Annotated in this window: 27 protein-coding genes; 11 read left to right on the forward strand and 16 right to left on the reverse strand. The window is 59.6% G+C overall.

Going from position 1 to position 23,884, the window contains the following annotated elements; all coding sequences use genetic code 11:
• The first annotated feature begins 128 nt into the window (after positions 1 to 128).
• A complete protein-coding gene (gene phnW, locus ABLU50_RS24110; protein WP_004202236.1) occupies positions 129 to 1,232 on the forward strand; it encodes a 2-aminoethylphosphonate--pyruvate transaminase in 1,104 nt (367 codons plus the stop codon).
• Between the two features lie 9 nt (positions 1,233 to 1,241).
• Entirely contained in the window at positions 1,242 to 2,051 is an 810-nt protein-coding gene (gene phnX / locus ABLU50_RS24115) for a phosphonoacetaldehyde hydrolase (protein WP_060656547.1), read from the forward strand.
• Here phnX and nepI read toward each other — a convergent pair.
• A complete protein-coding gene (gene nepI, locus ABLU50_RS24120) occupies positions 2,048 to 3,241 on the reverse strand; it encodes a purine ribonucleoside efflux pump NepI (protein WP_087832623.1) in 1,194 nt (397 codons plus the stop codon). The genes phnX and nepI overlap by 4 nt on opposite strands.
• Before the next feature lie 211 nt (positions 3,242 to 3,452).
• Here nepI and ABLU50_RS24125 point away from each other — a divergent pair, with 211 nt between their 5' ends.
• Both ABLU50_RS24125 and ABLU50_RS24130 read left to right on the forward strand, forming a co-directional pair.
• Positions 3,453 to 3,812: a type II toxin-antitoxin system RelE/ParE family toxin gene (locus ABLU50_RS24125; RefSeq protein WP_032456762.1), complete on the forward strand. Its 360-nt coding sequence runs from the start codon at positions 3,453 to 3,455 to the stop codon at positions 3,810 to 3,812.
• Complete coding sequence (locus tag ABLU50_RS24130) at positions 3,796 to 4,119, forward strand: DNA-binding transcriptional regulator (RefSeq protein WP_087832624.1); 324 nt, start codon at positions 3,796 to 3,798, stop codon at positions 4,117 to 4,119. Before ABLU50_RS24125 ends, ABLU50_RS24130 begins: the two co-directional genes overlap by 17 nt.
• Positions 4,120 to 4,247: 128 nt before the next feature.
• Here the strand turns inward: ABLU50_RS24130 and ABLU50_RS24135 are convergent, their stop codons facing one another.
• From ABLU50_RS24135 to ivbL, 8 genes are all read right to left on the reverse strand, one after another.
• Positions 4,248 to 4,700 carry a DUF1198 domain-containing protein gene (locus tag ABLU50_RS24135; RefSeq protein WP_004181583.1) on the reverse strand — a complete coding sequence of 151 codons (453 nt, stop codon included), beginning with the start codon at positions 4,698 to 4,700 and terminating at the stop codon, positions 4,248 to 4,250.
• 136 nt (positions 4,701 to 4,836) lie between these two features.
• The gene (gene uhpT, locus ABLU50_RS24140; protein ID WP_004173860.1) at positions 4,837 to 6,228 is read right to left on the reverse strand and encodes a hexose-6-phosphate:phosphate antiporter; all 1,392 of its coding nucleotides are present in this window, start codon (positions 6,226 to 6,228) and stop codon (positions 4,837 to 4,839) included.
• Between the two features lie 145 nt (positions 6,229 to 6,373).
• Positions 6,374 to 7,702 carry an MFS transporter gene (locus ABLU50_RS24145; RefSeq protein WP_087832625.1) on the reverse strand — a complete coding sequence of 443 codons (1,329 nt, stop codon included), beginning with the start codon at positions 7,700 to 7,702 and terminating at the stop codon, positions 6,374 to 6,376.
• 11 nt (positions 7,703 to 7,713) lie between these two features.
• Positions 7,714 to 9,195 carry a signal transduction histidine-protein kinase/phosphatase UhpB gene (gene uhpB / locus ABLU50_RS24150; RefSeq protein WP_072206934.1) on the reverse strand — a complete coding sequence of 494 codons (1,482 nt, stop codon included), beginning with the start codon at positions 9,193 to 9,195 and terminating at the stop codon, positions 7,714 to 7,716.
• 17 nt (positions 9,196 to 9,212) lie between these two features.
• Complete coding sequence (gene uhpA, locus ABLU50_RS24155) at positions 9,213 to 9,806, reverse strand: transcriptional regulator UhpA (RefSeq protein WP_023319382.1); 594 nt, start codon at positions 9,804 to 9,806, stop codon at positions 9,213 to 9,215.
• Positions 9,807 to 9,927: 121 nt separating this feature from the next.
• Positions 9,928 to 10,215 carry an acetolactate synthase small subunit gene (ilvN, locus tag ABLU50_RS24160; RefSeq protein ID WP_017899675.1) on the reverse strand — a complete coding sequence of 96 codons (288 nt, stop codon included), beginning with the start codon at positions 10,213 to 10,215 and terminating at the stop codon, positions 9,928 to 9,930.
• A gap of 3 nt (positions 10,216 to 10,218) precedes the next feature.
• Positions 10,219 to 11,907: an acetolactate synthase large subunit gene (gene ilvB / locus ABLU50_RS24165; RefSeq protein WP_087832626.1), complete on the reverse strand. Its 1,689-nt coding sequence runs from the start codon at positions 11,905 to 11,907 to the stop codon at positions 10,219 to 10,221.
• A 104-nt stretch (positions 11,908 to 12,011) separates the two neighbouring features.
• The gene (gene ivbL / locus ABLU50_RS24170) at positions 12,012 to 12,107 is read right to left on the reverse strand and encodes an ilvB operon leader peptide IvbL (RefSeq protein ID WP_002923286.1); all 96 of its coding nucleotides are present in this window, start codon (positions 12,105 to 12,107) and stop codon (positions 12,012 to 12,014) included.
• Between the two features lie 12 nt (positions 12,108 to 12,119).
• Here ivbL and ABLU50_RS24175 point away from each other — a divergent pair, with 12 nt between their 5' ends.
• The 5 genes from ABLU50_RS24175 (at position 12,120) to emrD (ending at position 15,655) form a co-directional block, all read left to right on the forward strand.
• Positions 12,120 to 12,287, forward strand: coding sequence for a hypothetical protein (locus ABLU50_RS24175; RefSeq protein ID WP_165796137.1), 168 nt, complete (start codon positions 12,120 to 12,122; stop codon positions 12,285 to 12,287).
• Positions 12,288 to 12,737: 450 nt separating this feature from the next.
• A complete protein-coding gene (gene tisB, locus ABLU50_RS24180) occupies positions 12,738 to 12,857 on the forward strand; it encodes a type I toxin-antitoxin system toxin TisB (protein WP_004145059.1) in 120 nt (39 codons plus the stop codon).
• A gap of 90 nt (positions 12,858 to 12,947) precedes the next feature.
• Positions 12,948 to 13,394 carry a GNAT family N-acetyltransferase gene (locus ABLU50_RS24185; RefSeq protein WP_087832627.1) on the forward strand — a complete coding sequence of 149 codons (447 nt, stop codon included), beginning with the start codon at positions 12,948 to 12,950 and terminating at the stop codon, positions 13,392 to 13,394.
• Positions 13,395 to 13,461: 67 nt separating this feature from the next.
• On the forward strand, positions 13,462 to 14,295 hold the full coding sequence (locus tag ABLU50_RS24190; RefSeq protein WP_004202252.1) for a DMT family transporter: 834 nt from the start codon (positions 13,462 to 13,464) through the stop codon (positions 14,293 to 14,295).
• Between the two features lie 175 nt (positions 14,296 to 14,470).
• On the forward strand, positions 14,471 to 15,655 hold the full coding sequence (gene emrD / locus ABLU50_RS24195) for a multidrug efflux MFS transporter EmrD (RefSeq protein WP_004202254.1): 1,185 nt from the start codon (positions 14,471 to 14,473) through the stop codon (positions 15,653 to 15,655).
• Between the two features lie 69 nt (positions 15,656 to 15,724).
• Here the strand turns inward: emrD and dsdC are convergent, their stop codons facing one another.
• Together dsdC and ABLU50_RS24205 are read right to left on the reverse strand one after the other, a co-directional pair.
• Positions 15,725 to 16,648 (reverse strand): DNA-binding transcriptional regulator DsdC, encoded by a 924-nt coding sequence (gene dsdC, locus ABLU50_RS24200; RefSeq protein ID WP_065878498.1) that lies wholly within the window; start codon positions 16,646 to 16,648, stop codon positions 15,725 to 15,727.
• On the reverse strand, positions 16,648 to 16,782 hold the full coding sequence (locus ABLU50_RS24205) for a hypothetical protein (RefSeq protein WP_032425824.1): 135 nt from the start codon (positions 16,780 to 16,782) through the stop codon (positions 16,648 to 16,650). Before ABLU50_RS24205 ends, dsdC begins: the two co-directional genes overlap by 1 nt.
• Positions 16,783 to 16,874: 92 nt before the next feature.
• On the opposite strand from ABLU50_RS24205, the gene dsdX reads away from it, so the two are divergent.
• On the forward strand, positions 16,875 to 18,212 hold the full coding sequence (gene dsdX / locus ABLU50_RS24210; protein WP_004202257.1) for a D-serine transporter DsdX: 1,338 nt from the start codon (positions 16,875 to 16,877) through the stop codon (positions 18,210 to 18,212).
• A gap of 17 nt (positions 18,213 to 18,229) precedes the next feature.
• On the forward strand, positions 18,230 to 19,558 hold the full coding sequence (gene dsdA / locus ABLU50_RS24215; RefSeq protein ID WP_087832628.1) for a D-serine ammonia-lyase: 1,329 nt from the start codon (positions 18,230 to 18,232) through the stop codon (positions 19,556 to 19,558).
• Between the two features lie 3 nt (positions 19,559 to 19,561).
• Here the strand turns inward: dsdA and ABLU50_RS24220 are convergent, their stop codons facing one another.
• From ABLU50_RS24220 to ABLU50_RS24240, 5 genes are all read right to left on the reverse strand, one after another.
• The gene (locus tag ABLU50_RS24220) at positions 19,562 to 19,984 is read right to left on the reverse strand and encodes a hypothetical protein (RefSeq protein ID WP_025999188.1); all 423 of its coding nucleotides are present in this window, start codon (positions 19,982 to 19,984) and stop codon (positions 19,562 to 19,564) included.
• 74 nt (positions 19,985 to 20,058) lie between these two features.
• Complete coding sequence (locus tag ABLU50_RS24225; RefSeq protein WP_017899669.1) at positions 20,059 to 20,421, reverse strand: DUF202 domain-containing protein; 363 nt, start codon at positions 20,419 to 20,421, stop codon at positions 20,059 to 20,061.
• Entirely contained in the window at positions 20,411 to 20,758 is a 348-nt protein-coding gene (locus ABLU50_RS24230; RefSeq protein WP_087832629.1) for a YidH family protein, read from the reverse strand. The genes ABLU50_RS24225 and ABLU50_RS24230 overlap by 11 nt, the downstream gene beginning before the upstream one ends.
• A 100-nt stretch (positions 20,759 to 20,858) precedes the next feature.
• A complete protein-coding gene (locus ABLU50_RS24235) occupies positions 20,859 to 22,181 on the reverse strand; it encodes a 6-phospho-alpha-glucosidase (RefSeq protein WP_017899668.1) in 1,323 nt (440 codons plus the stop codon).
• On the reverse strand, positions 22,178 to 23,800 hold the full coding sequence (locus tag ABLU50_RS24240) for an alpha-glucoside-specific PTS transporter subunit IIBC (RefSeq protein ID WP_004202268.1): 1,623 nt from the start codon (positions 23,798 to 23,800) through the stop codon (positions 22,178 to 22,180). Before ABLU50_RS24240 ends, ABLU50_RS24235 begins: the two co-directional genes overlap by 4 nt.
• Positions 23,801 to 23,884 lie beyond the last annotated feature (84 nt).

The raw sequence follows: 23,884 nt of genomic DNA on the forward strand, positions 1-23,884 counted from the left end.
CACGTTTGGTGCGCTCATTATACATAGCCAGATGAATTTTTTGTTGCAGCGCCACATTTCCTTTGACCCTGCCCCGGCTTTGTCTCCATGATAAACACCAATCTGGTATAGACCAAATGGTGAGACAAATGACTTCACGGAATTACCTGCTGCTGACTCCCGGCCCGCTAACCACCTCCCGCACGGTGAAAGAGGCGATGTTGTTCGATAGCTGCACCTGGGATGATGATTACAATCTCGGCGTGGTACAGACCATTCGCCAGCAGCTGGTGCAGCTGGCCACCCCGGCCGACGGTTATACGGCGGTGCTGTTGCAGGGCAGCGGCAGTTACGCGGTCGAAGCGGTGCTCGGCAGCGTCATCGGCGAACAGGGCAAAGTGCTGATCGTCAGCAATGGCGCCTATGGCGCGCGTATGATTGAGATGGCGCAGCTGATGGGCATCGCCTTTCATCCTTACGATTGCGGCGAAGTCGCCCGTCCGGACGCGGCGGCGATCGCGCGTATCCTGCAGGATGACCCGATGATCACCCATATCGCGATGGTGCATAGCGAAACCACCACCGGCATGCTCAACCCGATCGAAGAGGTAGCCGCGCTGGCGAAGGAGTATGGCAAACGCTATATCGTCGATGCGATGAGCAGCTTCGGCGGCATTCCGCTGGATATCGCCGCGCTGAATATTGACTATCTGATAAGCTCCGCCAACAAATGCATTCAGGGCGTGCCGGGCTTCGCTTTCGTCATCGCCCGCGAATCGGAGCTGGCCACCTGCAAAGGCCGCTCGCGCTCGCTGTCGCTGGATCTTTACGCCCAGTGGCGCTGTATGGAGGATAACCACGGCAAGTGGCGCTTCACCTCACCGACCCATACCGTGCTGGCCTTCGCTCAGGCGCTGAAAGAACTGGCCCAGGAGGGCGGCGTCAGCGCCCGCCATCAGCGCTACAGCCACAATCAGCGCCGACTGGTCGCCGGAATGCGCGCGCTCGGCTTCCGGACGCTGCTTGATGACAGCCTGCACTCGCCGATCATTACCGCCTTTTATTCACCGGACGCGCCGCAGTATCGCTTTCACACCTTCTACCAGAAGCTGAAAGATCAGGGCTTCGTTATCTATCCGGGCAAAGTGTCGCAAAGCGATTGCTTCCGCATCGGCAACATCGGCGAAGTCTACGACGCCGACATCACCGCCCTGCTGGCGGCCATCGACAACGCCATGTACTGGAAACAATAAGGAACCGCCATGAACCGCATCACCGCACTCATCCTCGACTGGGCCGGCACCACCGTGGACTTCGGCTCCTTCGCGCCGACGCAAATTTTCGTCGAGGCCTTCCGCCAGGCCTTCGATATTGAGCTCACCCTTGAAGAGGCCCGCGTGCCGATGGGGCTTGGCAAATGGCAGCACATTGAGGCGCTGGGCAAACTGCCGTCGGTCGATAGCCGCTGGCAGGCGAAATTTGGTCGGCCAATGACGGCTGCTGATATTGATGCGATCTACGCCGCGTTTATGCCGCTGCAAATCGCTAAGGTTGTCGATTTTTCCGCTCCGATCGCCGGCGTGGTCGACACCCTCGCCGCGCTGCGCGCCGACGGACTGAAGATCGGCTCCTGCTCTGGCTATCCGCGCCCGGTGATGGAAAAGCTGGTTCCAGCCGCCGCCGCCCAGGGCTATGCCCCGGACCATTGGGTCGCCACCGATGACCTTCCCGCCGGTGGGCGTCCGGGCCCCTGGATGGCGCTGCAGAACGTGATTACCCTGGGCATAGACGATGTGGCCCACTGCGTGAAGGTCGATGACGCCGCGCCGGGCATCAGCGAAGGGTTACATGCCGGGATGTGGAGCGTCGGCCTGGCGGTGTCCGGTAACGAATTCGGCGCTACCTGGGAGGCGTACCAGGCGATGTCGAAAGAGGAAATCGCCACCCGTCGCGAGCGGGCGGCAGGCAAGCTGTATGCCGCCGGGGCGCATTATGTGGTTGATACCCTGGCGGACCTGCCGGAAGTGATTGCCGACATCAACGCCCGGCTGGCAAAAGGCGAACGGCCTTAAGCGGGTGAATTCACCTTCACTTTGGCCGCCACCAACAGGCCGGTAAACAGCATTAATACCCCTGACAACACCAGCGGCGACAGCAGCCCTAAGTGGTCAAGCGCAATGCCGCCGACCGCGGCGCCGCAGGTGTTGGCCAGCTGGATCACCGCCACCTGAATCGACCCGGCTTTTTCCGCCTGATCGGAGAGTGAACGGGTGATCCACGTTGACCACCCCACCGGGATCAAGGCGAACGCGAAGCCCCAGATAATTGCCACCGTCGAGGCGACGATTTTGCTTTCTCCCCACAGCACCAGCGCCGCCGCGCAGGCGGTCAACACCAGCGGCGCAATCGCCAGCGCCGCTTTCACCGAGCGTTTGAGCAGCACCGAGGAGAGCGACGTGCCGATGAAGCTGGCGATACCAAAGCTCAGCAGCACCAGCGTCAGGCCATCGACATCAAACCCGGCGAGGGTCATGTAGACCGGGCGAATATAGGTAAAAAAGGCGAACTGTCCGGCAAAGGCCATGAAAATGGCGCACATGCCGGCCATCACCCCCGGCCGCTTCAGCAGGCCAAACATATTTTGCTGCTGAGCCGCCGATTCACCAGGCAGCGACGGCAGCGCTTTCAGCACCCAGAGCGTACACAGTACACCCATCACCGCCGCGCCGTTAAACACGTTGCGCCAGCCGATAAGCCCGCCAAGGAAACTGCCCAACGGGGCGGCGATCACCAGCGCGATGGATACCGCGCCGAAGATAATCGACAACGCTTTCGGCACCACGCGCATCGGCACCAGCCGCATGGTCAGCGAGGCTGACATCGCCCAGAAACCGCCGAGCGCCAGGCCCAGACAGGCTCGTCCCAGCAGCAGCAGGGTGAAGCTATCGGCAAACGATACCAGCAGGCAGGAAAGGGTCAGCAGCAGCGAAAACAGGATCACCACGTAGCGGCGATCGGTTTTGCCAATGATGGAGGTGATAAACAGGCTGGAGAACATCGCTACGAATGCCGTCGTCGTCACCGACTGCCCGGCCATCCCTTCGGAGATGCCTAAATCCAGCGCCATCGGCGTCAGCAGACTGACCGGTAGAAATTCGACGGTAATCAGGCAGGCAACGCAGAAAGCAACCGCGAAAACCGCCGACCAGTTTGGTCGCGCCAGCTCGCGTGCATGGGGTTTGGCTTCATTTGAATAACTCATGAGTGACCTGCGAAGAAAGTGGCTGAAAGCCGCGCAGTGTAACATTTTGTTTGTGACGCATTTAACGTTTTCGCAACTCTTCTCGCTTTTCATAAGAGGATGCGTAGCTGCTCGCATGTTTAAAAAAACGATGCTTGCTATCGCTTTAACAAATCTCAGGAGAATTTAATATAGCACTATGTGCTATACTTTTAACGACAGGATGTCAGCAATGCGTATCTTCAAAACCAAATGGTTCGCCAGAGAGGCTAGCTCTCATGGCATTTCCGACGACGAGCTCTATCAGGCAATTCAATCTGTGCTTCAGGGCAAGGTGGTTGATTTAGGAGGAGGGGTTTATAAAAAGCGACTCAACAAGAATCGCGATCGCGCAATCATCCTTACCAAAAGCGCAGGGTATTGGTTTTATACCTTTCTATATGCCAAACAGGATATGGCCAATATCAACCATCGCGAGTTAATGGGTTTTCGTGAGTTAGCAAAACACTATGCCAATCTCTCTGAAGAGAAAACGACGGTCTTAGTTAAAAGTAAAGAACTGGTGGAGATTTGCGATGACAGCAAAAAATAAATACAAAAGCCCGGCTTTCGAAGCGATCCATAGCGCTGCGTCGGGGCTATTCAGCGTTGGCGCAATCCCACAGGAAACAATGCGCCATTTTGATGAATCATGTCTCGGTAGCGTAGCCGCACTTCAACCCATTGAAATTAAAGCGCTACGTGAACAACTCAATGTTAGCCAATCCGTGTTCGCTCGTTATCTGAATACCAGCGTGTCTACCGTGCAAAAATGGGAGACTGGCGCTAAGCGACCAAGCGGAATGTCATTAAAATTGCTTAGCGTCGTACAAAAACACGGCCTGAAAATCCTACTGTAGTTATCCTGCCGGATGGCGCTTACGCTTATCCGGCCTACAAGTGACGAGTGCGGAAACCGTAGGCCGGATAAGGCGCAGCCGCCATCCGGCACAAAAAGCGATGAACCCCAGGCCGAATAACTATGAGATCAGTGCAGCCAGTGCACGCCGTCTTCCGGGAGAAACAGGTCGTTATAGCGCTGCTGAAGGTTATGCAAATCGCTCATATCCGGATCCAGCTCGCGCAGAAACCCTTGCGCCAGGCGGATCTGCGCCTCGGTGATCGGCGCCGCTAAACGCGCTTTTTGCATCAGGCGATACCAGTAATGCAGGTTTTTTTCGCTGGCGTCGACAATCGCAACCTGCCAGATCAGCAGCACCTGGGCGGCGTTCTGCAGATGCGCTTCATTCGGCCGTTCAAGGTAACGCAAATACTCATTGCCGGCGGTTTTACCCAGCTGATCGATCATCGATTCCAGCGGGACGGGCGTGATGCCCAGGCGTTCGCTCAGGCGGCGGATCGCGCGGCGTGAATCAGAGGTAAGCACCCGAAATCCCACAACAAATACCACTACCAGGGTGGCCAGTCCTATCCAGATCATGCATCCTCTCATCCAATCGCAGCCTGACTATCATAATGGGAATTTGCCTGCTGTCGACTGTCGGACCTGGCATATTACGTAAGAAATAAAAAAGCCCGGCGCAATGGCCGGGCAAGGTTACCAAATACCTGGTGAATCAGGCAGTCTGCAAAATACGGTTCTTTTTCTCGCGGCGAATTTTACGCTCTTCGAAGATAGCCACGATGGCCATCAGGCAGATACAGCCGATGGCGGCGGCGTCCAGCGCCGCAAAGGTGCCGGCCCAGCCGGTGAGGCCAAAGACCGGGGTGCCGTCGGCAATCATCCCGAGGCCCAGCTTGGCGAAGCTATCGCCGATCAGATAGGCGAAAGTGCCCTTGATCCCATCGGCGGCGCCGATCGCTTTTTTCGGTACGAAGCCAACGGCGGCGACGCCAATCAGCAGCTGCGGGCCAAACACCAGGAAGCCCAGCGCAAACAGCGAGGCCAGATAGACGTACTGGTTGCTGGCATGTTGATAAACGCCAAGAGTGGCGATAATCAGCGCCAGCGCGATGCAGGCCACCAGCGCGCGGCGGCCGTTGGCCAGGTCCGACAGCCAGCCCCACAGCAGCGTGCCGACCAGGGCACCGACCTCAAACAGGGTAAACCCCTGAATCGCCACCTCTTTCGACAGCTTCAGCTCCTGGAAGGCGTACACGGTGGACCATTGATCGATACCGATACGCACCACGTAGAGGAAGATGTTGGAGAAGCACAGCAGCCAGATCACTTTGTTTTTCAGCACGTACTCAACAAAGATCTGCCACTTGGTCATCGCGTTTTCTTCGGTCTCTTTATCCTCTTCGCTGATCGCTTCGCCAAACAGCTCCTCCGCCGTGCCGAGGCCGTAGGATTCCGGCGAGTCGCTACCGTAGCGCAGGCCAATAAAGCCGACGATCAGCGCAATAATCGACGGGAAGATAAACATGCCGATCACGTGGCCGTCGAACAGATAGTTGGCGCCAAACAGCGCCACGCCCGCCGCGCCGGCGCCGCCAAGGTTGTGAGAGATATTCCAGAAGCCGAGGAAGGTGCCGCGTTTGCGTCGTGGCGTCCATTTGGTGATGGTGGAATAGCTGCACGAGCCGCCGGTGCTCTGGAAGAAGCCGCTTAGCGCATAGAAGGCGATCATCAGGAACAGGCTGGTGGAACCCGCACCCATACTGGCGCTAAAGCCCAGCATGCAGATGGCGGAGAGGATCAGCATAAACGGCAGGAACTGCTTGGTGTTTTTGCCATCGGCATAGTAGGAAACCAGGGTTTTCCCTACGCCGTAGGTAATGGAGAAGCCCAGGCCAATCATCCCCAGCTGGGTCATGCTCAACCCGTAGGTGGTGATCATGTCGTTCTGCGCAATATTAAAGTTCTTGCGGATCAGGTACATGGTCAGGTAGCCAATGAAGACCACCAGATAGGACTGCATGAAAGGTTTGAACCACATTTTGCGCCGCACGTCGAGCGGCAGATCCAGGGTCGGCTTACGAACCTGATTAAGAAAGGCCAGCATGGGTATCTCCTGAGCTGATTTTTTATGCCTGCGTCATAGCCAGGCATTGTAAAAATCAGCGCGCCGTCTGGCCTGAGACGGCGTCCAGGTGAAACCGGGAAAATTTCTTAGTTTTGCCCCATTCGCGGCGAAAGAGTGAGATGCATCACGCTTCACTGGCGGCGCGCGGCGCCTGCGCGTTTAAGAACGGCAGCAGCAGCAGCGCGGAAATGCCGGCGGCAATCGCGATCGCCACGAAGAATCCGGTCCAGTGCCAGATATCCATTACCTGCGCCAGCGGCCAGCCGGAAAGCGACGCGCCAAGATATGCGAACAGGCCGACAAACCCGGTAGCCGCCCCGGCGGCCTCTTTATGCGAACACTCCGCCGCCGCCATGCCGATCAGCATCTGCGGGCCGAAGACAAAGAAACCGGTGGTGAAGAAGCAGGCCGCCTGCATCACGTAGCTGGCGAACGGCAACAGCCACAGGCCGCCAACCGACAGCAAAATGCCGGCGGCGAAGATCAGGTTCATCGGTCCGCGATTGCCGTTAAACAGCTTATCCGAGCCCCACCCCGCCACCAGCGCGCCGATAAATCCGCCCAGCTCGAACATGGTCACCGCCGAGTTAGCGGTCACCAGATCGACGCCAAGCGTCTCCGACATATACAGATTGCCCCAGTCGTTAATCGCCGCCCGCACCACGTACACCAGCACATAGCACAGCGACAGCAGCCAGATATAGGGGTTTGCCAGCACGTATCGGGTGAGGATCTCTTTGCGCGTCAGCCCGGCGCCCTCCTGCTGCTGGGCAATCTCCAGCGCATCGTGACGCCAGTCGCCCACGGCGGGTAGCCCCACCGCCTGCGGACGATCGCGCAGCCGCCAGCACAGATATAATCCGGCGAGGATCGCCAGGCCGCCGGCGATGGTCATCCCCGCGCGCCAGCCGTAATGTAGCGCCGCCGCTCCCACCACCATCGGGATCAGCGCGCCGCCAACGTTATGCGCCGTATTCCACAGCGCCCACCAGCCGCCGCGTTCGGTGCGTGAATACCAGGCCGTCAGCAGCCGGGCGCAGACCGGCGAGCCCCAACCCTGAAAGAAGGCGTTCAGTGCCCACAGCAGGGCGAAGGCCCACAGTGAGGAAGAAAAACCGAACAGAATATTCACCACCCCGGTGGCGATAAGCCCCAACCCCATAAAATAGCGGGCATCGGAGCGGTCGCTGACGATACCGGAGAAAAATTTCGACAGTCCGTAGGTGATGTAAAACAGCGTGGCCAGCAGACCGATATCGCTGCGGGTCAGCACGTTGCTGGCGAGAATGTCAGGCACCGCGGCGTTAAAGCTTTTGCGGGTGAAATAGAACAGCGCGTAGCCCAGCCAGATGGTCAACAGGATATGGCGGCGCCAGTAGCGATAACGCGCATCAAGCTCGCGTTTATCGCTAATCGGCGCAGCGTCAGGCGGGGCTTTTAAAAAGGCGAACATCAGCGATCCTCTCAGGCGTAACGCAGCGGTAGATTGACGCACACCCGGGTACCGTGGGTGCAGGAGATCGTCAGCGTGCCCCCGAGGGCGGTCACGCGCTCGCGCATGCCGGTCAGACCGAATCCCTGCGCGCTGGAGCCCGGCGGCAGGCCGCAGCCGTCATCCTCCAGCACCAGCATCAGACGCTCCTCCTGCTGCCAGCCCTGCAGGGTCACGGCGCTGGCGCTGGCGTGCTTGACGATATTGTTCAGCCCCTCCTGGCAGACGCGGAACAGGGTCACGCGCTGGTTTTCGCTCAGCCCCGCCTCGTTAATCCGCCAGTCGAGATGGCTGACAATGCCGCGGTCCTCCAGCTCCATCTCGCGCATCAGAGAACGTACCGCCTGCTCCAGCGGCAGGTCGTCAAGCTGGCGCGGACGCAGGCGGCCCAGCAGGCGACGCACCGAGTCGTAAACCCCCAGCGAGAGGTGTTCAATCAGCTGGCCGCTCTGGCGAACGCTGGCGTTGTCCGGCGCCAGCCGCTGGACGATCCCCGCCTGGGTGCGTATTGCGGTGATGGTCTGGCCAATATCATCATGGAGCTCGCGGGCGACGTCGCGGCGCACGCTCTCTTCGGTCTCCAGCAGGCGATCCGCCAGACGACGATTACGCGCCAGCTCGTTCTGTAGCGACTGGTTAAGCTCGCGCAATCGCTGGATCCCCGCCCCCAGCAGCAGCCCGGTGAGGCTCTGCGCCAGCAGCGAAAGCAGGAGATCGACGGGGTGATCGTGCCAGGTCTGGCTGGCAATCAGGGCGATAGCGTTCATCAATGTGGCGATCAGCGCGCCCTGCCAGCCGTAGTGCCAGGCGAGGGCGATAATCGGCAGCGCAAGGCAAAACGGGGTAAAGCGGGAGAGCTCAGCGGGCAGCCCAAGCTGCAGCCACAGGCTAATAGTGAATAACAACAGATACCAGATCAGATGCCGCCCGCGCCAGTTTACCGGCTGCGCCACCAGCGACGGCCCCAGGGGCCGCCAGACGGTGCTGGTGAGGTAGTGCCAGAACACCAGACAGGTCGGCGCCAGAGTCAGGCCGCCGGTGAGCGTCAACAGCAGGGCGTTAAGACCCTCGTCCCCCTCCGCCAGCCAGGGCAGCGATTGCAGCAGCGCGGCGGCCATTAACGCCCCGCCCTGACGCAGAAGCGTCAGCCAGTCGCGCTGCTGGCGATATCGCGAGATCAGCGCCACCGGCAGGAGGGTCAGCAGGCTTCCGGTCATCAATATTATCGGGTGCGCCAGCGCCACTTCCTGCGCCAGCCAGAAGATCAGCACCCACTCGGTTCCCAGCAGCACCGGCCAGTAGCCGCGCGGGCACTGCAGCATCAGCCCCAAACGCAGGCCGAAGGGGAACAGCAGCACCGCCAGATCGGCGCGCTCCACCAGATGCAGGCTGATGCTCCACAGACAAAACCAGGCGGCGGCGAAGATAAAGGCGCAGCCGATCACCGACAGCAGGCGCGGGAGTATGGTCTTCATTGCCAGCTGTCAAACATACGGCGCGCCAGCTCGACGTCATTGTTGACGCCCAGCTTTTCCAGCAGGTTAGCGCGGTGAACGTGGACGGTTTTCGGCGACAGTCCGAGCTCAGCGGCGATCTCTTTCACCGCCATGCCCTGCGCCAGCTTTTCCGCCACCTGGCGTTCGCGTTTGGTAAGCGGATCCTGGCGCCCGGCGGCCAGCTTCATGGCGATATCCGGTGTGAGATAGCAGCCGCCCGCCGCCACCGTGCGCACCGCGGCGATAAGTTCGTCCGGGCTGCAGCGTTTCGACAGAAAGCCCCGCGCGCCGGCGTTAAGCGCCTGCTCGACCAGCGCCGGGCTGTCGTGCACCGACAGCATGATGGTCGCCATCCCCTTCGGCAGCTGGCTGAGCAGCGCCAGCCCGGAAATATCCGGCATTGAGATATCGCAGATACAGACCTGAACGCCGCGCCCCGGCAACCCCGCCAGCGCCTCGCGGCCGCTGCCGAATTCGGCGACAACCTGAAAATCAGTTTCCAGCCCCAGCAGCTGAGCAAAGCCGGAGCGGACAATCAAATGATCGTCAATAAGGGCGATGGTGGTCATGATAGGGTCCTGGTGCCTGAGGCGACAAAGCGCTGTGTCCGTAGGCCGGATAAGCGCAGCGTCATCCGGCAAAGGCGCTTACCTTAACCATAAGCACCTTACCGTTCAAGCCTTGCGCGATTTACTCGAAGAACACCGCAATTTTGTTAAACATGGTGGGATCGGACTGGTTACGCGCCACTTTGGTGACATCTTCCAGCTTTTCAATCTGGCTAATCATCTGCCCGAGACGCTGATCGTCGTTCACCAGCAGCCAGATGCGGCTGTGTTCGCTGCCCTGAATCGGTAGACAAAGAATACCTTCGACGTTAAAGGCACGGCGGGCAAAAAGCCCGCAGACGTGGGTCATGACGCCGGGGTGGTTGCGGACGGTGAGTTCCAGAATGACGTTATCACAGTGTTTTTGCATGGCTTATTCCCCCACCATTTCAGTATTGGCCGCACCCGGCGGTACCATCGGATACACTTTCTGCTGCGCGTCGATGCGCACGTGGATCAGCGCCGGTCCCGGACGAGCGATGATCGCCTGCAGCGCCGCCTGCGGATCGGCTTCGTTATTTAAATCACAGGTTTGCAGGCCAAAACCGGCGGCAATCTGCATAAAGTTAATCATCCCCGGATAAGTGGCGGCAAAAACGCCCTGCTGATAAAACAGGCTCTGCTGCTGATGCACCAGCCCCAGCGCTTCGTTGTTCAGCAGAATAATTTTTACATCCAGCTGATTTTCAGCGGCGGTAGCCATCTCCTGAATATTCATCATCAGGCTGCCGTCGCCGGAGAAGCAGATAACCTTGCGCTGCGGATTCGCCAGCGCCGCGCCAATCGCCGCCGGCAGGCCGAAGCCCATGGTACCGAGACCGCCGGAGGTCAGCCACTGGCGCGGACGGTTGAGCGGGTAGGCCTGCGCCGTCCACATCTGGTGCTGGCCAACGTCGGTAGTGATGATCGCTTCATCATCCACGCAGGCGGCCACGGCGTTAATCAGGCCGTAATGGGAAAGCGGGTCGCTTTCCTGCGGGATGGCGCAAGGAAATTCGCGCTGCAAGTCGGCCACCAGCTGGCGCCATTCCTCGCGCGGCTGCGCCTCAATCTGCGGGTTCAGCTGGGCTAAGACTTCCGCCACATCGCCCTGAATCGCCACGTGCGGTTGCTTGATTTTGCCCAGCTCGGCGCGGTCGATATCGACGTGGATAATCTTCGCGTTCGGGCAGAACTGCTCGGTCTTGCCAATCGCCCGGTCATCAAAACGCGCGCCTAAAACAATCAGTAAATCCGCTTCCTGCAGAATGAAGTTGGTGCTGCGCGCGCCGTGCATCCCCAGCATCCCCAGCGACAGCGGGTGCGCCTTCGGCAGCATGCCCAGCGCCATCAGGGTCATGGTGGTCGGCAGATTGGCTTTTTCCGCCAGCTCACGGATCTCCTGCGGCGCGTTAATCACCCCGCCGCCCAGATAGAGCACCGGACGCTTCGCCGCATTGATCATCGCCGCCGCTTCGCGCACGCTTTCGGGGGGGAATGCCGGCGGAGCGGCGCGCTCGCCCGGTTCCGGCAACGTTTCCAGCTCAATGGTCGCCGACTGTACGTCCTTAGGAATGTCTATCCACACCGGCCCGGGACGCCCGGACTGAGCAATACGGAAGGCGTCGCTGATCACCTGCGGCAGCTCGGCGATGTCGCGCACCAGATAGTTATGTTTGGTGATGGGGATAGAGATGCCGTAGGTGTCCACTTCCTGGAAGGCGTCGGTGCCAATCATCGATGCCGGCACCTGGCCGGTGATGCAGACCAGTGGAATCGAATCCAGGCGGGCATCGGCGATCGCCGTCACCAGGTTCGTCGCCCCCGGGCCGCTGCAGGCCATACAGACCGCTGGTTTGCCTTCGGTACGCGCCATCCCCTGGGCGATAAAGCCCGCGCCCTGCTCGTGGCGCGCCAGGATGTGGCGGATCTGCGTGCTCTGGCTTAAGGCATCGTAGATAGGCAGGATGGAGCCGCCCGGAATGCCGCTAACCATAGTGATACCCTGGCGTTCCAGTAAATGAACAACCAGCTGCGCGCCGGTAAAGCGCATTGTGTTTGATGTGGTGCCCGAACTTGCCATGCTCCAGTCCTTTTCTTCTGGGCCGACTTTACCGGGGGGCTCGCCAACAAAAAACCCCGCTCGGTTTGCGCCGGCGGGGTTTGGAATTCGTGTTGTTCCGGACCCTACGGCGCATTGCCGACGACGACCACCACAGACACGACGACCACCGCGGCTGGCGCGGTTTTTAGTAGGGTCGAAGCGATCAGGGTTGCGTTCATTAGGGACCTGTTGTGTCGAAAAATAAGCTGAATTTATACAAACACAGGTTTTACGTTTTCACAATGGATTTATTTTCATCCACGAAAATTTGCGCGAAAGATCACAGTTCGGCGCAAAAGGGCAGAAAACGAAAAACCCCGCCGGAGCGAGGTTTTTATCAGTATGGTTACAGGTGGTAGCCGCAAGCACACTGTATTACGTCAACGCCAAAAGTATACGCGATCGCTGCAGTTCGCGCAATTTAAGGTCGCTTTTTCTCTGTCATAGAGTATGGGCGAGAGCGGCGGATTTGTCCAAAAAATACTGTTCATCCATACAGTATTTATCTATACTGGGTGTGTTCATGGTGTGCCATTCGGGGGCCGCAAGTTTGACCGGCGCAACGAAGTCCTGGCTGAAACGGGTGGTGCCGTCAGTGCCTTAACCCCGAGAGAGCACACTGTGTTACGTCAACAACGTGCAGTCACTGGTCCGCGCGGCAACGCGTGGTTCAGCGCTGCGCACCCCTGTCGTTGCTGGCGGCGGGCCGGGAAGCCGTCCACGGAAGGAGCAACCATTGGCCAGGGCGACGCCGCCGGCGACAGGCAGGGATAAGCTGGCAACAGGCAGCGGAAAGGTACGTCAGCTTATTGTGCTCCTTAACCACAGGAGACGCGCGTATGGGCGGAATGGATATTATTATTTTAATCCTGAAACTCATGGTTGCTGTGTTGCAACTACTTGATGCAGTCCTGAAACAGTTCCGCTGATTCAGGTTCAAGTCGCACCTGAGGGGGGCGGGAAACCGCCCCCCTGCAGGCGCCCGCCGGGCGTCCCGGGATGACTTGATGGAGGAAGCTATGCCACCCCTGTTAATTGCCGCCACGACGCCGGATGCCCTGGGGTTCGCGGCGCTACGCACCGAAAGCCTTGAACAGCATTTCAATATGCTGCGCCGCCTGGCGGAAAACTGGCAGAGCGGCAAAAACCGCTTTACCGGGCCGGGCGAAACGCTGCTGGGCGCCTTTGTGAACCACCAGCTGGTTGGGGTATGCGGCATCAATAGCGATCCCTTCAGCCCGCAGCCGCGGGCCGGGCGTATTCGCCATCTCTACATCAGCGAGCGCTACCGCAGCCGGGGGATCGGCCAGCAGTTGCTGGTCTCGGTTATCACCCACTCCAGCGCCTGGTTTGATTTTCTCAACACCCACGCCCCGGCGCAGGCCTGGCCCTTTTATGAAAGACTTGGCTTTCGCCCGGTGTACGACGAACCGCGGGTGACGCATCGCCTGTTTTGTTCGCTGTAGCCCCCGCTGGCTGGCAGCGCGGGCGCGTGTTACAGTCCGGTGACCTTCACTGTTGAACCTGTCTGCGATGACCATCACCGTATTCTGCATTTTGCTGTTCGCCGCCCTGCTGCACGCCAGCTGGAACGCTATTGTCAAAGCCAGCGGCGATAAAATGTACGCGGCGATCGGCGTCAGCGGCTCGGCCGCGCTGATCGCGCTGGTGATGCTGCCCTTTTCCCCGCAGCCAACGCTTGCCAGCGCCCCCTATCTGCTGGCGTCGTGCGCGTTACAGGTGGTGTATACGGTGCTGGTGGCGAAGACCTATCAGGTGTCGGATATGAGCCAGACCTATCCGCTGATGCGGGGGACTGCCCCATTGCTGGTGGCGGCGATAAGCGTGCTGTTTCTCGGCGATCGTTTGTCGCCGCTGGCCTGGCTGGGCATCGGCGTCATCTGCCTGGCTATTCTGGCGATGGCCTTTAACGGCCGCGCCAGCTCGCGCAAAGGCATCGTGCTGGCGCTGATCAACGCCTGCTTCATCGCCGGCTATACGCTGGTGGACGGCACTGGCGTCCGGCTGGCGGGCTCGGCGCTGGGCTACACCCTGTGGACCTTTTTTATGAACGGCTTCTGCCTGCTAAGCTGGGCAATGATGACCCGCCGCGCTGAAGCCAGCCGCTATCTGCGCCTGCACTGGCGAAAAGGTATCCTCGGCGGTATCGGCACCATGGGCTCCTACGGCCTGGCGCTGTGGGCGATGACCCAGGCGCCGCTGGCGGTGGTCGCCGCGCTGCGTGAAACCTCCATTTTGTTCGGCGCGCTAATCGCTTTTATCGTCCTGAAAGAGCAACTGATGCCGCTGCGCATCTTCGCCGCCTGCGGGATTGCCGCCGGGGCGATCCTCCTGCGCCTTGCGTAGCCTGCAATGGCAACATTAGTTGCCGTTCCTGTTTACATAATCTGCCTGGAATTCCCTCAACAATCGGCACTTTGCAGTTGTTCTGTCATTTTTATATGGTAGATTCCTCCATCGATTACGGGATGTGCCAGTCACATATTCTTCATTTCTCTTTACTCACAAAGTATTCATCGACATGAAACGGCATAAAAACTTCAATTTGTTGTTGATGCTGGTACTGCTGGTGGCCGTTGGCCAGATGGCGCAGACCATATATATTCCGGCCATCGCCGACATGGCGGTCGCGCTGAACGTTCGCGAAGGGGCGGTTCAAAGCGTGATGGCGGCCTACCTGCTGACCTACGGTATTTCACAGCTGTTTTACGGCCCGCTCTCCGACCGCATCGGTCGCCGCCCGGTGATCCTCGTCGGGATGTCGATTTTTATGCTGGCGACGCTGGTCGCCATGACCACCCATAGCCTGCCGGTGCTGATCGCCGCCAGCGCCATGCAAGGGATGGGCACCGGCGTCGGCGGCGTGATGGCGCGCACCCTGCCCCGCGATCTGTACGAAGGCGCCCAGCTGCGTCATGCCAATAGCCTGTTAAATATGGGTATTCTTGTCAGCCCGCTGATTGCCCCGTTGCTCGGCGGCATCCTCGACACCCTGTGGAGCTGGCGCGCCTGTTACGCTTTCCTGCTGGTGCTGTGCGCCGGGGTGACCTTCAGCATGGCGAAATGGATGCCGGAAACGCGCCCGGAGGGCGCGCCGCGCACCAAACTTCTGGCCAGCTACAAAACGCTGTTCGGCACTGGCGCGTTTAACTGCTATCTGCTGATGCTGATCGGCGGCCTGGCGGGGATTGCGGTATTCGAAGCCTGTTCCGGCGTACTGATGGGCGCGGTGCTCGGCCTGAGCAGCATGGCGGTGAGTATTCTGTTTATTCTGCCGATCCCGGCGGCCTTCTTCGGCGCCTGGTTTGCCGGCCGCCCCAACAAGCGTTTCCCGACCCTGATGTGGCAATCGGTTATCTGCTGCCTGCTGGCGGGTCTGATGATGTGGATCCCGGGGCTGCTGGGCGTCATGACCGTCTGGACCCTGCTGGTGCCGGCGGCGCTGTTCTTCTTCGGCGCCGGCATGCTGTTCCCGCTGGCCACCAGCGGCGCGATGGAGCCATTCCCGTTCCTCGCCGGTACCGCCGGGGCGCTGGTTGGCGGCTTGCAGAATATCGGCTCCGGCGTACTGGCCTGGCTGTCGGCGATGATGCCGCAAAACGGTCAGGGCAGTCTCGGTCTGCTGATGATGCTGATGGGTCTGTTGATTCTGCTGTGCTGGCTGCCGCTGGCCTCGCGCTTTACCCACCATCAGCAGCCGGTATAAGCGCGGCGGCCGTGCCCCGGATAGCGGCTGACGCCTTATCCGGGCTACCTCCCGGTGGCTGCTTTTGTCTTATGTCAGGCTGTGCAGCCACTCGATAAAGGCGTCGATTTTCGGCCACTGGCGACCCGGCAGGGTGGTTACATAGTAGTGCTGGTGGCATTTCAGCGTCATATCGCCAAACGGGGCGATCAACTCCCCACTCTCCAGCCGCTTCTGCACCAGCCGCTTACGCCCCATCGCCACCCCGACATGATTCATCGCCGCAATCGTCGCTAAATCGGAACGATCGAAGCCAATACCCGACGATGGCGGCAGTTCCACCGCAAACTGCTGCGCCCAGCTATACCACTCGTCGGTGCCAGAATCGTTGCTCCATGCCTGGCGGTCGTGGAGCAACGTACAGTGGCGCAGATTGCCCGGATTCGACATTAACTGCCGCTGTTGCGCGTAATTCGGCGTACATACCGGCACGATCGCCTCATCCATCAGAAAATGGTAACTCAGCTGCGACGACGGCGCATCATCAAAATAGATCGCCAGATCGATGCCCGTCCGCTGCAGGTTAACGTTCTCATTGCCGGTCAGCACGGTGAGGGAAATGGCCGGGTAACGGCGGGTAAAGTCACCCAGGGCCGGCACCAGCCAGCACTGGGCGATAGAGGGCCGCGAGTAGACCGTCAGACTGCCGGAGAGCTCCTGGTTTTTGATATCGAGGATCTCCTGATTGAGACCATCCAGCGACGACTTCAGCGCCCAGTAGACCCGCTTACCTTCACGCGTCAGCTCAACTTTGCGATGCGAGCGGACAAAGAGCAGGATCCCCAGCTCCTCTTCAAGTTGATTAATCCGGTGGCTGACGGCGCCAGGCGTGAGCGCCAGCTCGTCGGCGGCCAGGGCAAACGACTCGTGCCGAGCCGCCACCTCAAAGGTCGACAGCCTGGAGAGCTGCCAGCCGTTCAGCAACCGGGTACCTAAGGTTTTTAGCACATCCATCACGCGCTCCTGGCAAATACAGTGGCTGTTGATGATAAAAAAATCACGCCGGTTTTGCCGCAAAAGGGTGAGTTAATTTGACCCATAGCATATTTAATGGTCTGTTTTTGAGCTAAATCACCCATTTGATTCAATTCTCCTCACCCTAAAGCCCATTTTTATCGTTTGTCAGCCCATGACGATTCTCGCTTCAATAAGGCCAGATTATTCACAGGCGAGGTGGAATATGGGTTCGCAAGTCTGGGTTGTGAGCACGCTGCTGATCAGCATCGTGTTAATCGTCTTAACGATCGTCAAACTGAAGTTTCATCCATTTCTGGCGCTGCTGCTGGCGAGCTTTTTCGTCGGCGCGATGATGGGGATGGGCCCGCTGGAGATGGTCAACGCTATTGAGAGCGGCATTGGCGGTACGCTGGGCTTCCTTGCGGCGGTGATCGGTCTCGGCACCATTCTCGGCAAGATGATGGAGGTCTCCGGCGCGGCGGAGCGCATCGGCCTGACGCTGCAGCGCTGCCGCTGGCTGTCGGCGGACGTGATTATGGTGCTGGTCGGCCTGATCTGCGGCATCACGCTGTTTGTCGAAGTCGGCGTGGTCCTGCTGATCCCCCTGGCCTTCTCCATCGCCAAAAAAACCAATACCTCGCTACTGAAGCTGGCTATTCCGCTGTGTACCGCGCTGATGGCGGTGCACTGCGTGGTCCCCCCGCATCCGGCGGCCCTGTTTGTCGCTAACAAACTGGGCGCCGATATCGGCACAGTGATTGTTTATGGCCTGCTGGTCGGTCTGATCGCCTCGCTGGTTGGCGGTCCGCTGTTTCTCAGAGCGTTAGGCAACCGCCTGCCGTACAAACCGGTTCCGGCCGAATTTGCCAACCTTGAGGTCCGCGAGGCGTCGACGCTGCCGTCACTCGGCGCCACGCTGTTTACCGTACTGCTGCCGATTGGCCTGATGCTGGTGAAAACCGTCGCCGAACTGAACATGGAGAAAGGCGGCACGCTGTATACGGTGCTGGAATTTATCGGCAACCCCATCACCGCGATGTTTATCGCCGTCTTTGTCGCCTATTACATGCTCGGCATTCGTCGGCAGATGGGGATGGGCGTCCTGCTGACCCATACGGAAAACGGCTTTGGGTCTATCGCCAACATCCTGCTGATTATCGGCGCAGGCGGCGCATTCAACGCGATTTTAAAATCCAGCGGCCTGGCCGATAGCCTGGCGGTGATCCTATCGAACCTTGATATGCACCCGATTCTGCTGGCCTGGCTGGTGGCGCTTATCCTGCACGCCGCCGTTGGCTCCGCCACCGTGGCGATGATGGGCGCTACCGCCATCGTTGCCCCGATGCTGCCGCTTTATCCCGGCGTCAGCCCGGAGATCATCGCCATTGCCATCGGTTCCGGCGCCATTGGCTGCACGATCGTCACCGATTCCCTGTTCTGGCTGGTAAAACAGTACTGCGGCGCCAGCCTCAGTGAAACGTTCAAGTACTACACGACGGCGACTTTTATCGCGTCGCTACTTGCACTGGCCGCCACCTTCCTGCTTTCTTTCATTATCTGAGCGCAAAGAGACGTATGATGAAACACGCTGAATTGACCACCTTAACCGCGACCTTCCCGCTTGTGCAGGATCTGATCGCCCTGAAAGAAACCACCTGGTTTAACCCCGCCACCACCACCCTGGCGGAGGGATTGCCTTACGTCGGCCTGACCGCCGACGACGTGCAGGGCGCCCATGCCCGCCTGCAGCGCTTCGCGCCCTATCTGGCGGAAGCCTTCCCGGAAACGGCCGCCAGCGGCGGGATTATCGAATCGGAAGTGGTCGCCATTCCGGCAATGAAGCACCGCCTTGAGCAAAAATTCGGCCAGCCGATTGGCGGCGAACTGCTGCTGAAAAAAGACAGCCATCTGCCGATCTCCGGCTCGATCAAAGCGCGCGGCGGCATTTATGAAGTGCTGACCCATGCGGAAAAGCTGGCGCTGGAAGCCGGTCTGCTGACTACCGCAGACGATTATCGCAAATTGCTGACGCCGGAGTTTAAACAGTTCTTCAGCCAGTACAGCATCGCCGTCGGCTCCACCGGCAACCTCGGGATGTCGATCGGCATCATGAGCGCCCGCATCGGCTTTAAGGTTACCGTGCATATGTCCGCAGACGCCCGGGCGTGGAAAAAGGCCAAACTGCGCAGCCACGGCGTGACGGTGGTGGAGTATGAAGAGGACTACGGCGTGGCGGTCGAACAGGGGCGCAAGGCGGCGGAATCCGACCCGAACTGCTTTTTCATCGACGATGAAAATTCGCGCACTCTGTTCCTCGGCTATGCCGTGGCCGGCGAGCGCCTGAAGGCGCAGTTCGCCAAAGCCGGACGGGTGGTCGATGCCGACCATCCACTATTCGTCTACCTGCCGTGCGGCGTCGGCGGCGGCCCTGGCGGCGTGGCGTTTGGCCTCAAGCTGGCCTTTGGCGACCACGTTCACTGCCTGTTCGCCGAACCGACCCACTCCCCCTGCATGCTGCTCGGCGTCTATACCGGGCTTCATGACCAGATAGCGGTGCAGGATTTAGGCATTGATAATCTGACCGCCGCCGACGGTCTGGCGGTCGGCCGGGCGTCCGGCTTCGTTGGCCGGGCAATGGAGCGCCTGCTCGACGGGTTCTATACCCTTGATGACCAGACGATGTATGACATGCTGGGCTGGCTGGCGACAGCGGAAAATATCCGCCTTGAACCCTCCGCGCTGGCCGGAATGGCCGGGCCGCAGCGCGTCTGCGCCAGCAAAGCGTACCATCAGCTGCAGGGGCTGAGTGAGCAACAGCTGCAGCAGGCGACCCACCTGGTGTGGGCCACCGGCGGCGGAATGGTGCCGGAAGAGGAGATGGCGCAGTATCTGGCGAAGGGGCGCTAATCTTCAGCGCAGCAGCGGCATCAACGCCTCTGGCGGCCGCTGCTGTCGGCGCAGGTCCCGCATCACCCGCATATAGGGCCCGCTGAGATCGTAAAACTGTCGGTAACCCGCACACAGCGGGTCTTCCTGTTCGCCGCAGCGGCACAGGCGTAGCCACGGACAGCCGTAGCAGGCGCTGTTGGCCGCCGGCGCTCCCGCCTGCGTTATCAACTCGCCGCACCAGGCGCTCAGCGTCTCGCTAAACAGCAAAATATTGATACGGCCAATATCTTCCCGCACCCAGCGGTGAAAGACTGCGCAGAGAAACTCACCCCACAGCGCGGCGTCGCCGGCCGCCAGCTGCGGAATAAAATGGATAGCCGTGAGTCCCTGTTGACGCAGCTGCGCATAGAACGCCTGCGGTTGATGGCAATGATGCGCCTCCACAACGACAGCCTGAAAGGGAGTGTCATGTTGCTGGCCGGGGGCATGAGTGAGAGGCAAATTCGCCGGACATCCTGTCATGACATATCCCTAATGAATAAAACGATCTGTTGAAGGTGAGTAACAGCAAACAGGAATGCCAGAGAAAGTACTGCGAGTGCGATCAAAAATTTGTCACGAACCGCCCGCGGCTGTAAAAAATCGCTGTCGTCGACGTCCATCAGATGACGACGGCGGGTATAGCCCCAGAGGATCACCGCCACTATCGCCAGCACGCCGATCGACAGCCAGAAAGGCAGTCCGGCGCGGTGCCAGCTGTGCTTAATCGCCAGCGCCATCAGCGCGCCATAGCCCAACAGGGTGCGAAACCAGGCCAGCGAGGTACGCTCTGGCTGTAGTCCCGGGTCGCTTTCCCGCCGCGCCCGGCGTTTATCCGCCATACAGCACCAGCGGCATCACCGCGACCACCACCGCCAGCAGCAGGATGCTAATCACCAGCAGCGTCCGGGTATAGGGGAGATCCTGCTTCAGGCGCATCGCCTTCTCGTTATTCAGCCAGCGCAGATAGCCATAGATGGCCATGCCGCCGGCAAACAGGCACAGCAGCAGGGCGAGAATTTCACGGATCAGCGGCGTGGCAAAGTCTGGCGCCAGCTGGTCAAGACCGACGCCAGCGGCGAGAAACCCCAGCGCCGTGCGGATCCACGCCAGAAAGGTACGTTCGTTAGCCAGCGAAAAGCGGTAATCCGGCGCTTCGCCGAGGCGGGAGATTTTCATGACGATTCCTTGTTCATCGCGCAGCAGGCTTCAGCATAGCGTAAATCAGGAACCGGGGAGAAGAACCGGCGCCCCGCAGGGCGCCGGTCAACGGCGGGGATTAATGCAGCTCCGGCCAGTAATCTTTGTTGGCCGCAATCAGGTCGTCGAGGATCGCTTTTGCCACCGAGGCGCTCGGCACGGTTTTCGACAGGGTAATCGCCTGCCACAGCTTGTGGTAAGAGCGCTGTTCCCAGGCATCGACCACCAGTTTTTCCACCGCCACCTGCTGGCTCATCATCCCTTTCTGGAAGTGCGGGATGTCGCCGACCGTCAGCGGCTCCGGCCCGTTGTGACCCACCAGGCAAGGAATTTCCACCATCGCGTCAGCGTCAAAGTTATGGATCGCGCCGTTGTTCGGCACAATCAGCAGCATCCTTTCCTGGGTGTTAAAGGCGATGGCCGTCGCCAGATCGACGATATACGACGCGTGTTCGTCAATTTCCAAATCGCCAGCGGAGGATTTCCCGGCGGCAATAATCGCCCGGCAGGCGCTGAAGACGTTTTTCTCACGATGATCCATCACCTCATTGGCGCGGGTGCGTTCCGGGTTGGAGTGGGCCACCACGTAGTCCGGGAACAGATAATATTTCAGATAGGTATTCGGCATGGTCTGCGGATCCAGCGCCTGCACATCTTTCGCTTTGGCAAAGGTGTCGTTCCAGCTGGCCTCGGTATGCGGGTCGTTAGAAGGCGGCACATAGCCGTATTTCGCCACATATTCGCGCAGTTTCGGCATCAAATCGTTGCCGTCGAGATCCTCAATCGAAGTCCACCAGCCGAAGTGGTTAAGGCCGTAGTAGCGCACGCGCATCTGTTTACGGTCTTTGAGGCCAACAATCTGCGCCATCCGCCCTTCAATGCCAATCGGCATATCGCAGATGTTGAGGATTTTGGCGTTTGGCCGCAGACGGCGGGTGGCTTCCGCCACAATCGCCGCCGGGTTGGAGTAGTTGAGCATCCAGGCGTTCGGCGAATATTTTTCCATATAATCCACCAGCTCCAGCACGCCGCCGATAGAGCGCATACCGTAGGCGATCCCGCCCGGTCCGCAGGTCTCCTGGCCCAGCACGCCGTGGCGCAGCGGGATTTTCTCATCCTGTTCACGCATCGGATATTTCCCGACGCGGATATGCGCCATGACGAAATCAACATCGGTAAACGCCGCCTGCGGATCGGTGGTATAACTGAATTCAATCTCCGGCGCCTGCTCTTTGAGGATCACTTTGCACGCCTCGGCGATGGTCTCCTGGCGCGCGCCGTCGTTGTCGTAAAATTTCAGCGACCGCAGCGGAAAACGATCCTGGTTTGCCAGCAGCATCAGGACAATGCCCGGAGTGAAGGTGCTGCCGCCGCCTGCGATAACAACTGAGAATTTTTTCATGATACTGCCTCCGTCATGGTGGTATGTTCGGTCGAAAGAGAATCTTTCATCAGGTTTTCCAGCTGGTCGCGCACCTGGGGAACGTGCAGGCCGACGATGACCTGAATCCCGTTGCCGCGGCGTACTACCCCGTGGGCGCCCAGCGCTTTAAAGACGTCGTCACTTTGCGTTTTCGCCATATCGACCAGCGCGATGCGCAGTCGGGTGGCGCAGTTATTGATACTTTCAATGTTGCCGGCGCCGCCGAGGGCCTGCAGGAAGCCAGCGGCCTGGCCCAGCCGGGTCTCTGGCACGGCCGCCGCCGTGGTTTTACCCCGCGCTGCCTGATAGTCGGCCTTGCTGTAGAGCTTGATTTCACTCTCTTCCCGGCCCGGCGTCTTCAGGTTCAGACGCAGGATCAGGGTGCGGAAGACCACGAAGTAGAGAGCGGTGAAACAGAGACCAATACCTATCTGAATGAACATCATCGAGGCGTGGTGATGAAACATTGGGATCCAGTTTTGCGGCAAGAACTGGTCGAGCAGGCCGCCGCCGAAATTGCCCACCACCCCGCAGATGTACATTACCGTCGCCATGGACGCCGCCAGCACCGCGTGGACGGCGAACAGCAGCGGCGAGATGAACAGGAAGGTGAACTCCAGCGGCTCGGTGATCCCGACCAGCATCGCGGTCAACGTGGCGGGGATCAGCAGGCCGGCAACCTTGACGCGATTTTCCGGCGCGGCGGTGAAGTAGAGCGCCAGCGCAATACCCACCGAACCAAACACTTTCGAGTTACCGTGCAGGGCAAAGCCGCCCTCCGGGAACAGCGTCTTCAACGGTTCCGTACTCTGACTGAACGCCTGCAGATGCTCTGCCCAGTAGACCTGTAGTCCCCCCTCCACCACCGCCGGGCCAAAGATGAACGGGCCATAGACGAAGTGGTGCAGGCCGGTGGGGATCAGAATGCGCTCAAGGAAGATGTAAACCCACACCCCAAGCGCGCCGGCAGAGCGCAGGAAGGCCTGTAGCGATTCAATACCCAGCTGGACTTTTGGCCAGCCGAGCAGCGTCAGCCAGGCGCAGGGGATCATCGCGAGGAAGGCGACAATGACCACAAACGATGAGCCCTGGAAGATGCCGAGGAACACCGGCAGGGGTTTATCGAAATAGCGATTATGCAGGGCCGTCACCAGGCCGGAGATGACGATCGCCCCGATAATGCTGGTGTCGAGGGTTTTAATCCCGGCAATCATCGTCAGGCCGCTGCCGGCCGTGGGTTCAACGGAAAAGTCGACGCCGAAGAAGTGGCCCCAGGTCATCCCCATGGCATTGATAAAGTAGTTCCAGGTGAGAAAGCTCACCAGTACCGCCAGACAGGCCCGGCCCTGGGCCTGCTTCGCCAGGCCAATCGGCAGGCCGACGGCGAAAATCAGCGGCATATTACGAAAGACGGTCCAGCCGCCCTCTTCTATGATGTGAACGATCTGTGCAAACAGGCTGTCGGGTGCGGTCAGCGCTTCGCCGACGAACATCGGGTTGCGCAACATAATGGCGATACCGACCACGATCCCGGCGAAAGGAAACAATAAAACCGGGGTAAACATGGCGCCGCCAAAGCGTTGTATTTGACTGAGCATTGGGAAATCCTCATATAACAACTCGTAGGGTGAATGGCCTTCTTTTTCTTGGTTACCGGCCTCACTCGAGAATAGGAATTTGCC

Source organism: Klebsiella sp. GG_Kp173, from assembly GCF_040062415.1.
GTDB classification, from domain to species: domain Bacteria; phylum Pseudomonadota; class Gammaproteobacteria; order Enterobacterales; family Enterobacteriaceae; genus Klebsiella; species Klebsiella quasipneumoniae.

Coding starts and splice junctions, on each gene's coding strand:
- phnW (WP_004202236.1), top strand. CDS start 129: ATGACTTCACGGAATTACCTGCTGCTGACTCCCGGCCCGCTAACCACC.
- phnX (WP_060656547.1), top strand. CDS start 1,242: ATGAACCGCATCACCGCACTCATCCTCGACTGGGCCGGCACCACCGTG.
- nepI (WP_087832623.1), bottom strand. CDS start 3,241: ATGAGTTATTCAAATGAAGCCAAACCCCATGCACGCGAGCTGGCGCGA.
- ABLU50_RS24125 (WP_032456762.1), top strand. CDS start 3,453: ATGCGTATCTTCAAAACCAAATGGTTCGCCAGAGAGGCTAGCTCTCAT.
- ABLU50_RS24130 (WP_087832624.1), top strand. CDS start 3,796: ATGACAGCAAAAAATAAATACAAAAGCCCGGCTTTCGAAGCGATCCAT.
- ABLU50_RS24135 (WP_004181583.1), bottom strand. CDS start 4,700: ATGATCTGGATAGGACTGGCCACCCTGGTAGTGGTATTTGTTGTGGGA.
- uhpT (WP_004173860.1), bottom strand. CDS start 6,228: ATGCTGGCCTTTCTTAATCAGGTTCGTAAGCCGACCCTGGATCTGCCG.
- ABLU50_RS24145 (WP_087832625.1), bottom strand. CDS start 7,702: ATGTTCGCCTTTTTAAAAGCCCCGCCTGACGCTGCGCCGATTAGCGAT.
- uhpA (WP_023319382.1), bottom strand. CDS start 9,806: ATGACCACCATCGCCCTTATTGACGATCATTTGATTGTCCGCTCCGGC.
- ilvN (WP_017899675.1), bottom strand. CDS start 10,215: ATGCAAAAACACTGTGATAACGTCATTCTGGAACTCACCGTCCGCAAC.
- ilvB (WP_087832626.1), bottom strand. CDS start 11,907: ATGGCAAGTTCGGGCACCACATCAAACACAATGCGCTTTACCGGCGCG.
- ivbL (WP_002923286.1), bottom strand. CDS start 12,107: ATGAACGCAACCCTGATCGCTTCGACCCTACTAAAAACCGCGCCAGCC.
- ABLU50_RS24185 (WP_087832627.1), top strand. CDS start 12,948: ATGCCACCCCTGTTAATTGCCGCCACGACGCCGGATGCCCTGGGGTTC.
- ABLU50_RS24190 (WP_004202252.1), top strand. CDS start 13,462: ATGACCATCACCGTATTCTGCATTTTGCTGTTCGCCGCCCTGCTGCAC.
- emrD (WP_004202254.1), top strand. CDS start 14,471: ATGAAACGGCATAAAAACTTCAATTTGTTGTTGATGCTGGTACTGCTG.
- dsdC (WP_065878498.1), bottom strand. CDS start 16,648: ATGGATGTGCTAAAAACCTTAGGTACCCGGTTGCTGAACGGCTGGCAG.
- dsdX (WP_004202257.1), top strand. CDS start 16,875: ATGGGTTCGCAAGTCTGGGTTGTGAGCACGCTGCTGATCAGCATCGTG.
- dsdA (WP_087832628.1), top strand. CDS start 18,230: ATGAAACACGCTGAATTGACCACCTTAACCGCGACCTTCCCGCTTGTG.
- ABLU50_RS24225 (WP_017899669.1), bottom strand. CDS start 20,421: ATGGCGGATAAACGCCGGGCGCGGCGGGAAAGCGACCCGGGACTACAG.
- ABLU50_RS24230 (WP_087832629.1), bottom strand. CDS start 20,758: ATGAAAATCTCCCGCCTCGGCGAAGCGCCGGATTACCGCTTTTCGCTG.
- ABLU50_RS24235 (WP_017899668.1), bottom strand. CDS start 22,181: ATGAAAAAATTCTCAGTTGTTATCGCAGGCGGCGGCAGCACCTTCACT.
- ABLU50_RS24240 (WP_004202268.1), bottom strand. CDS start 23,800: ATGCTCAGTCAAATACAACGCTTTGGCGGCGCCATGTTTACCCCGGTT.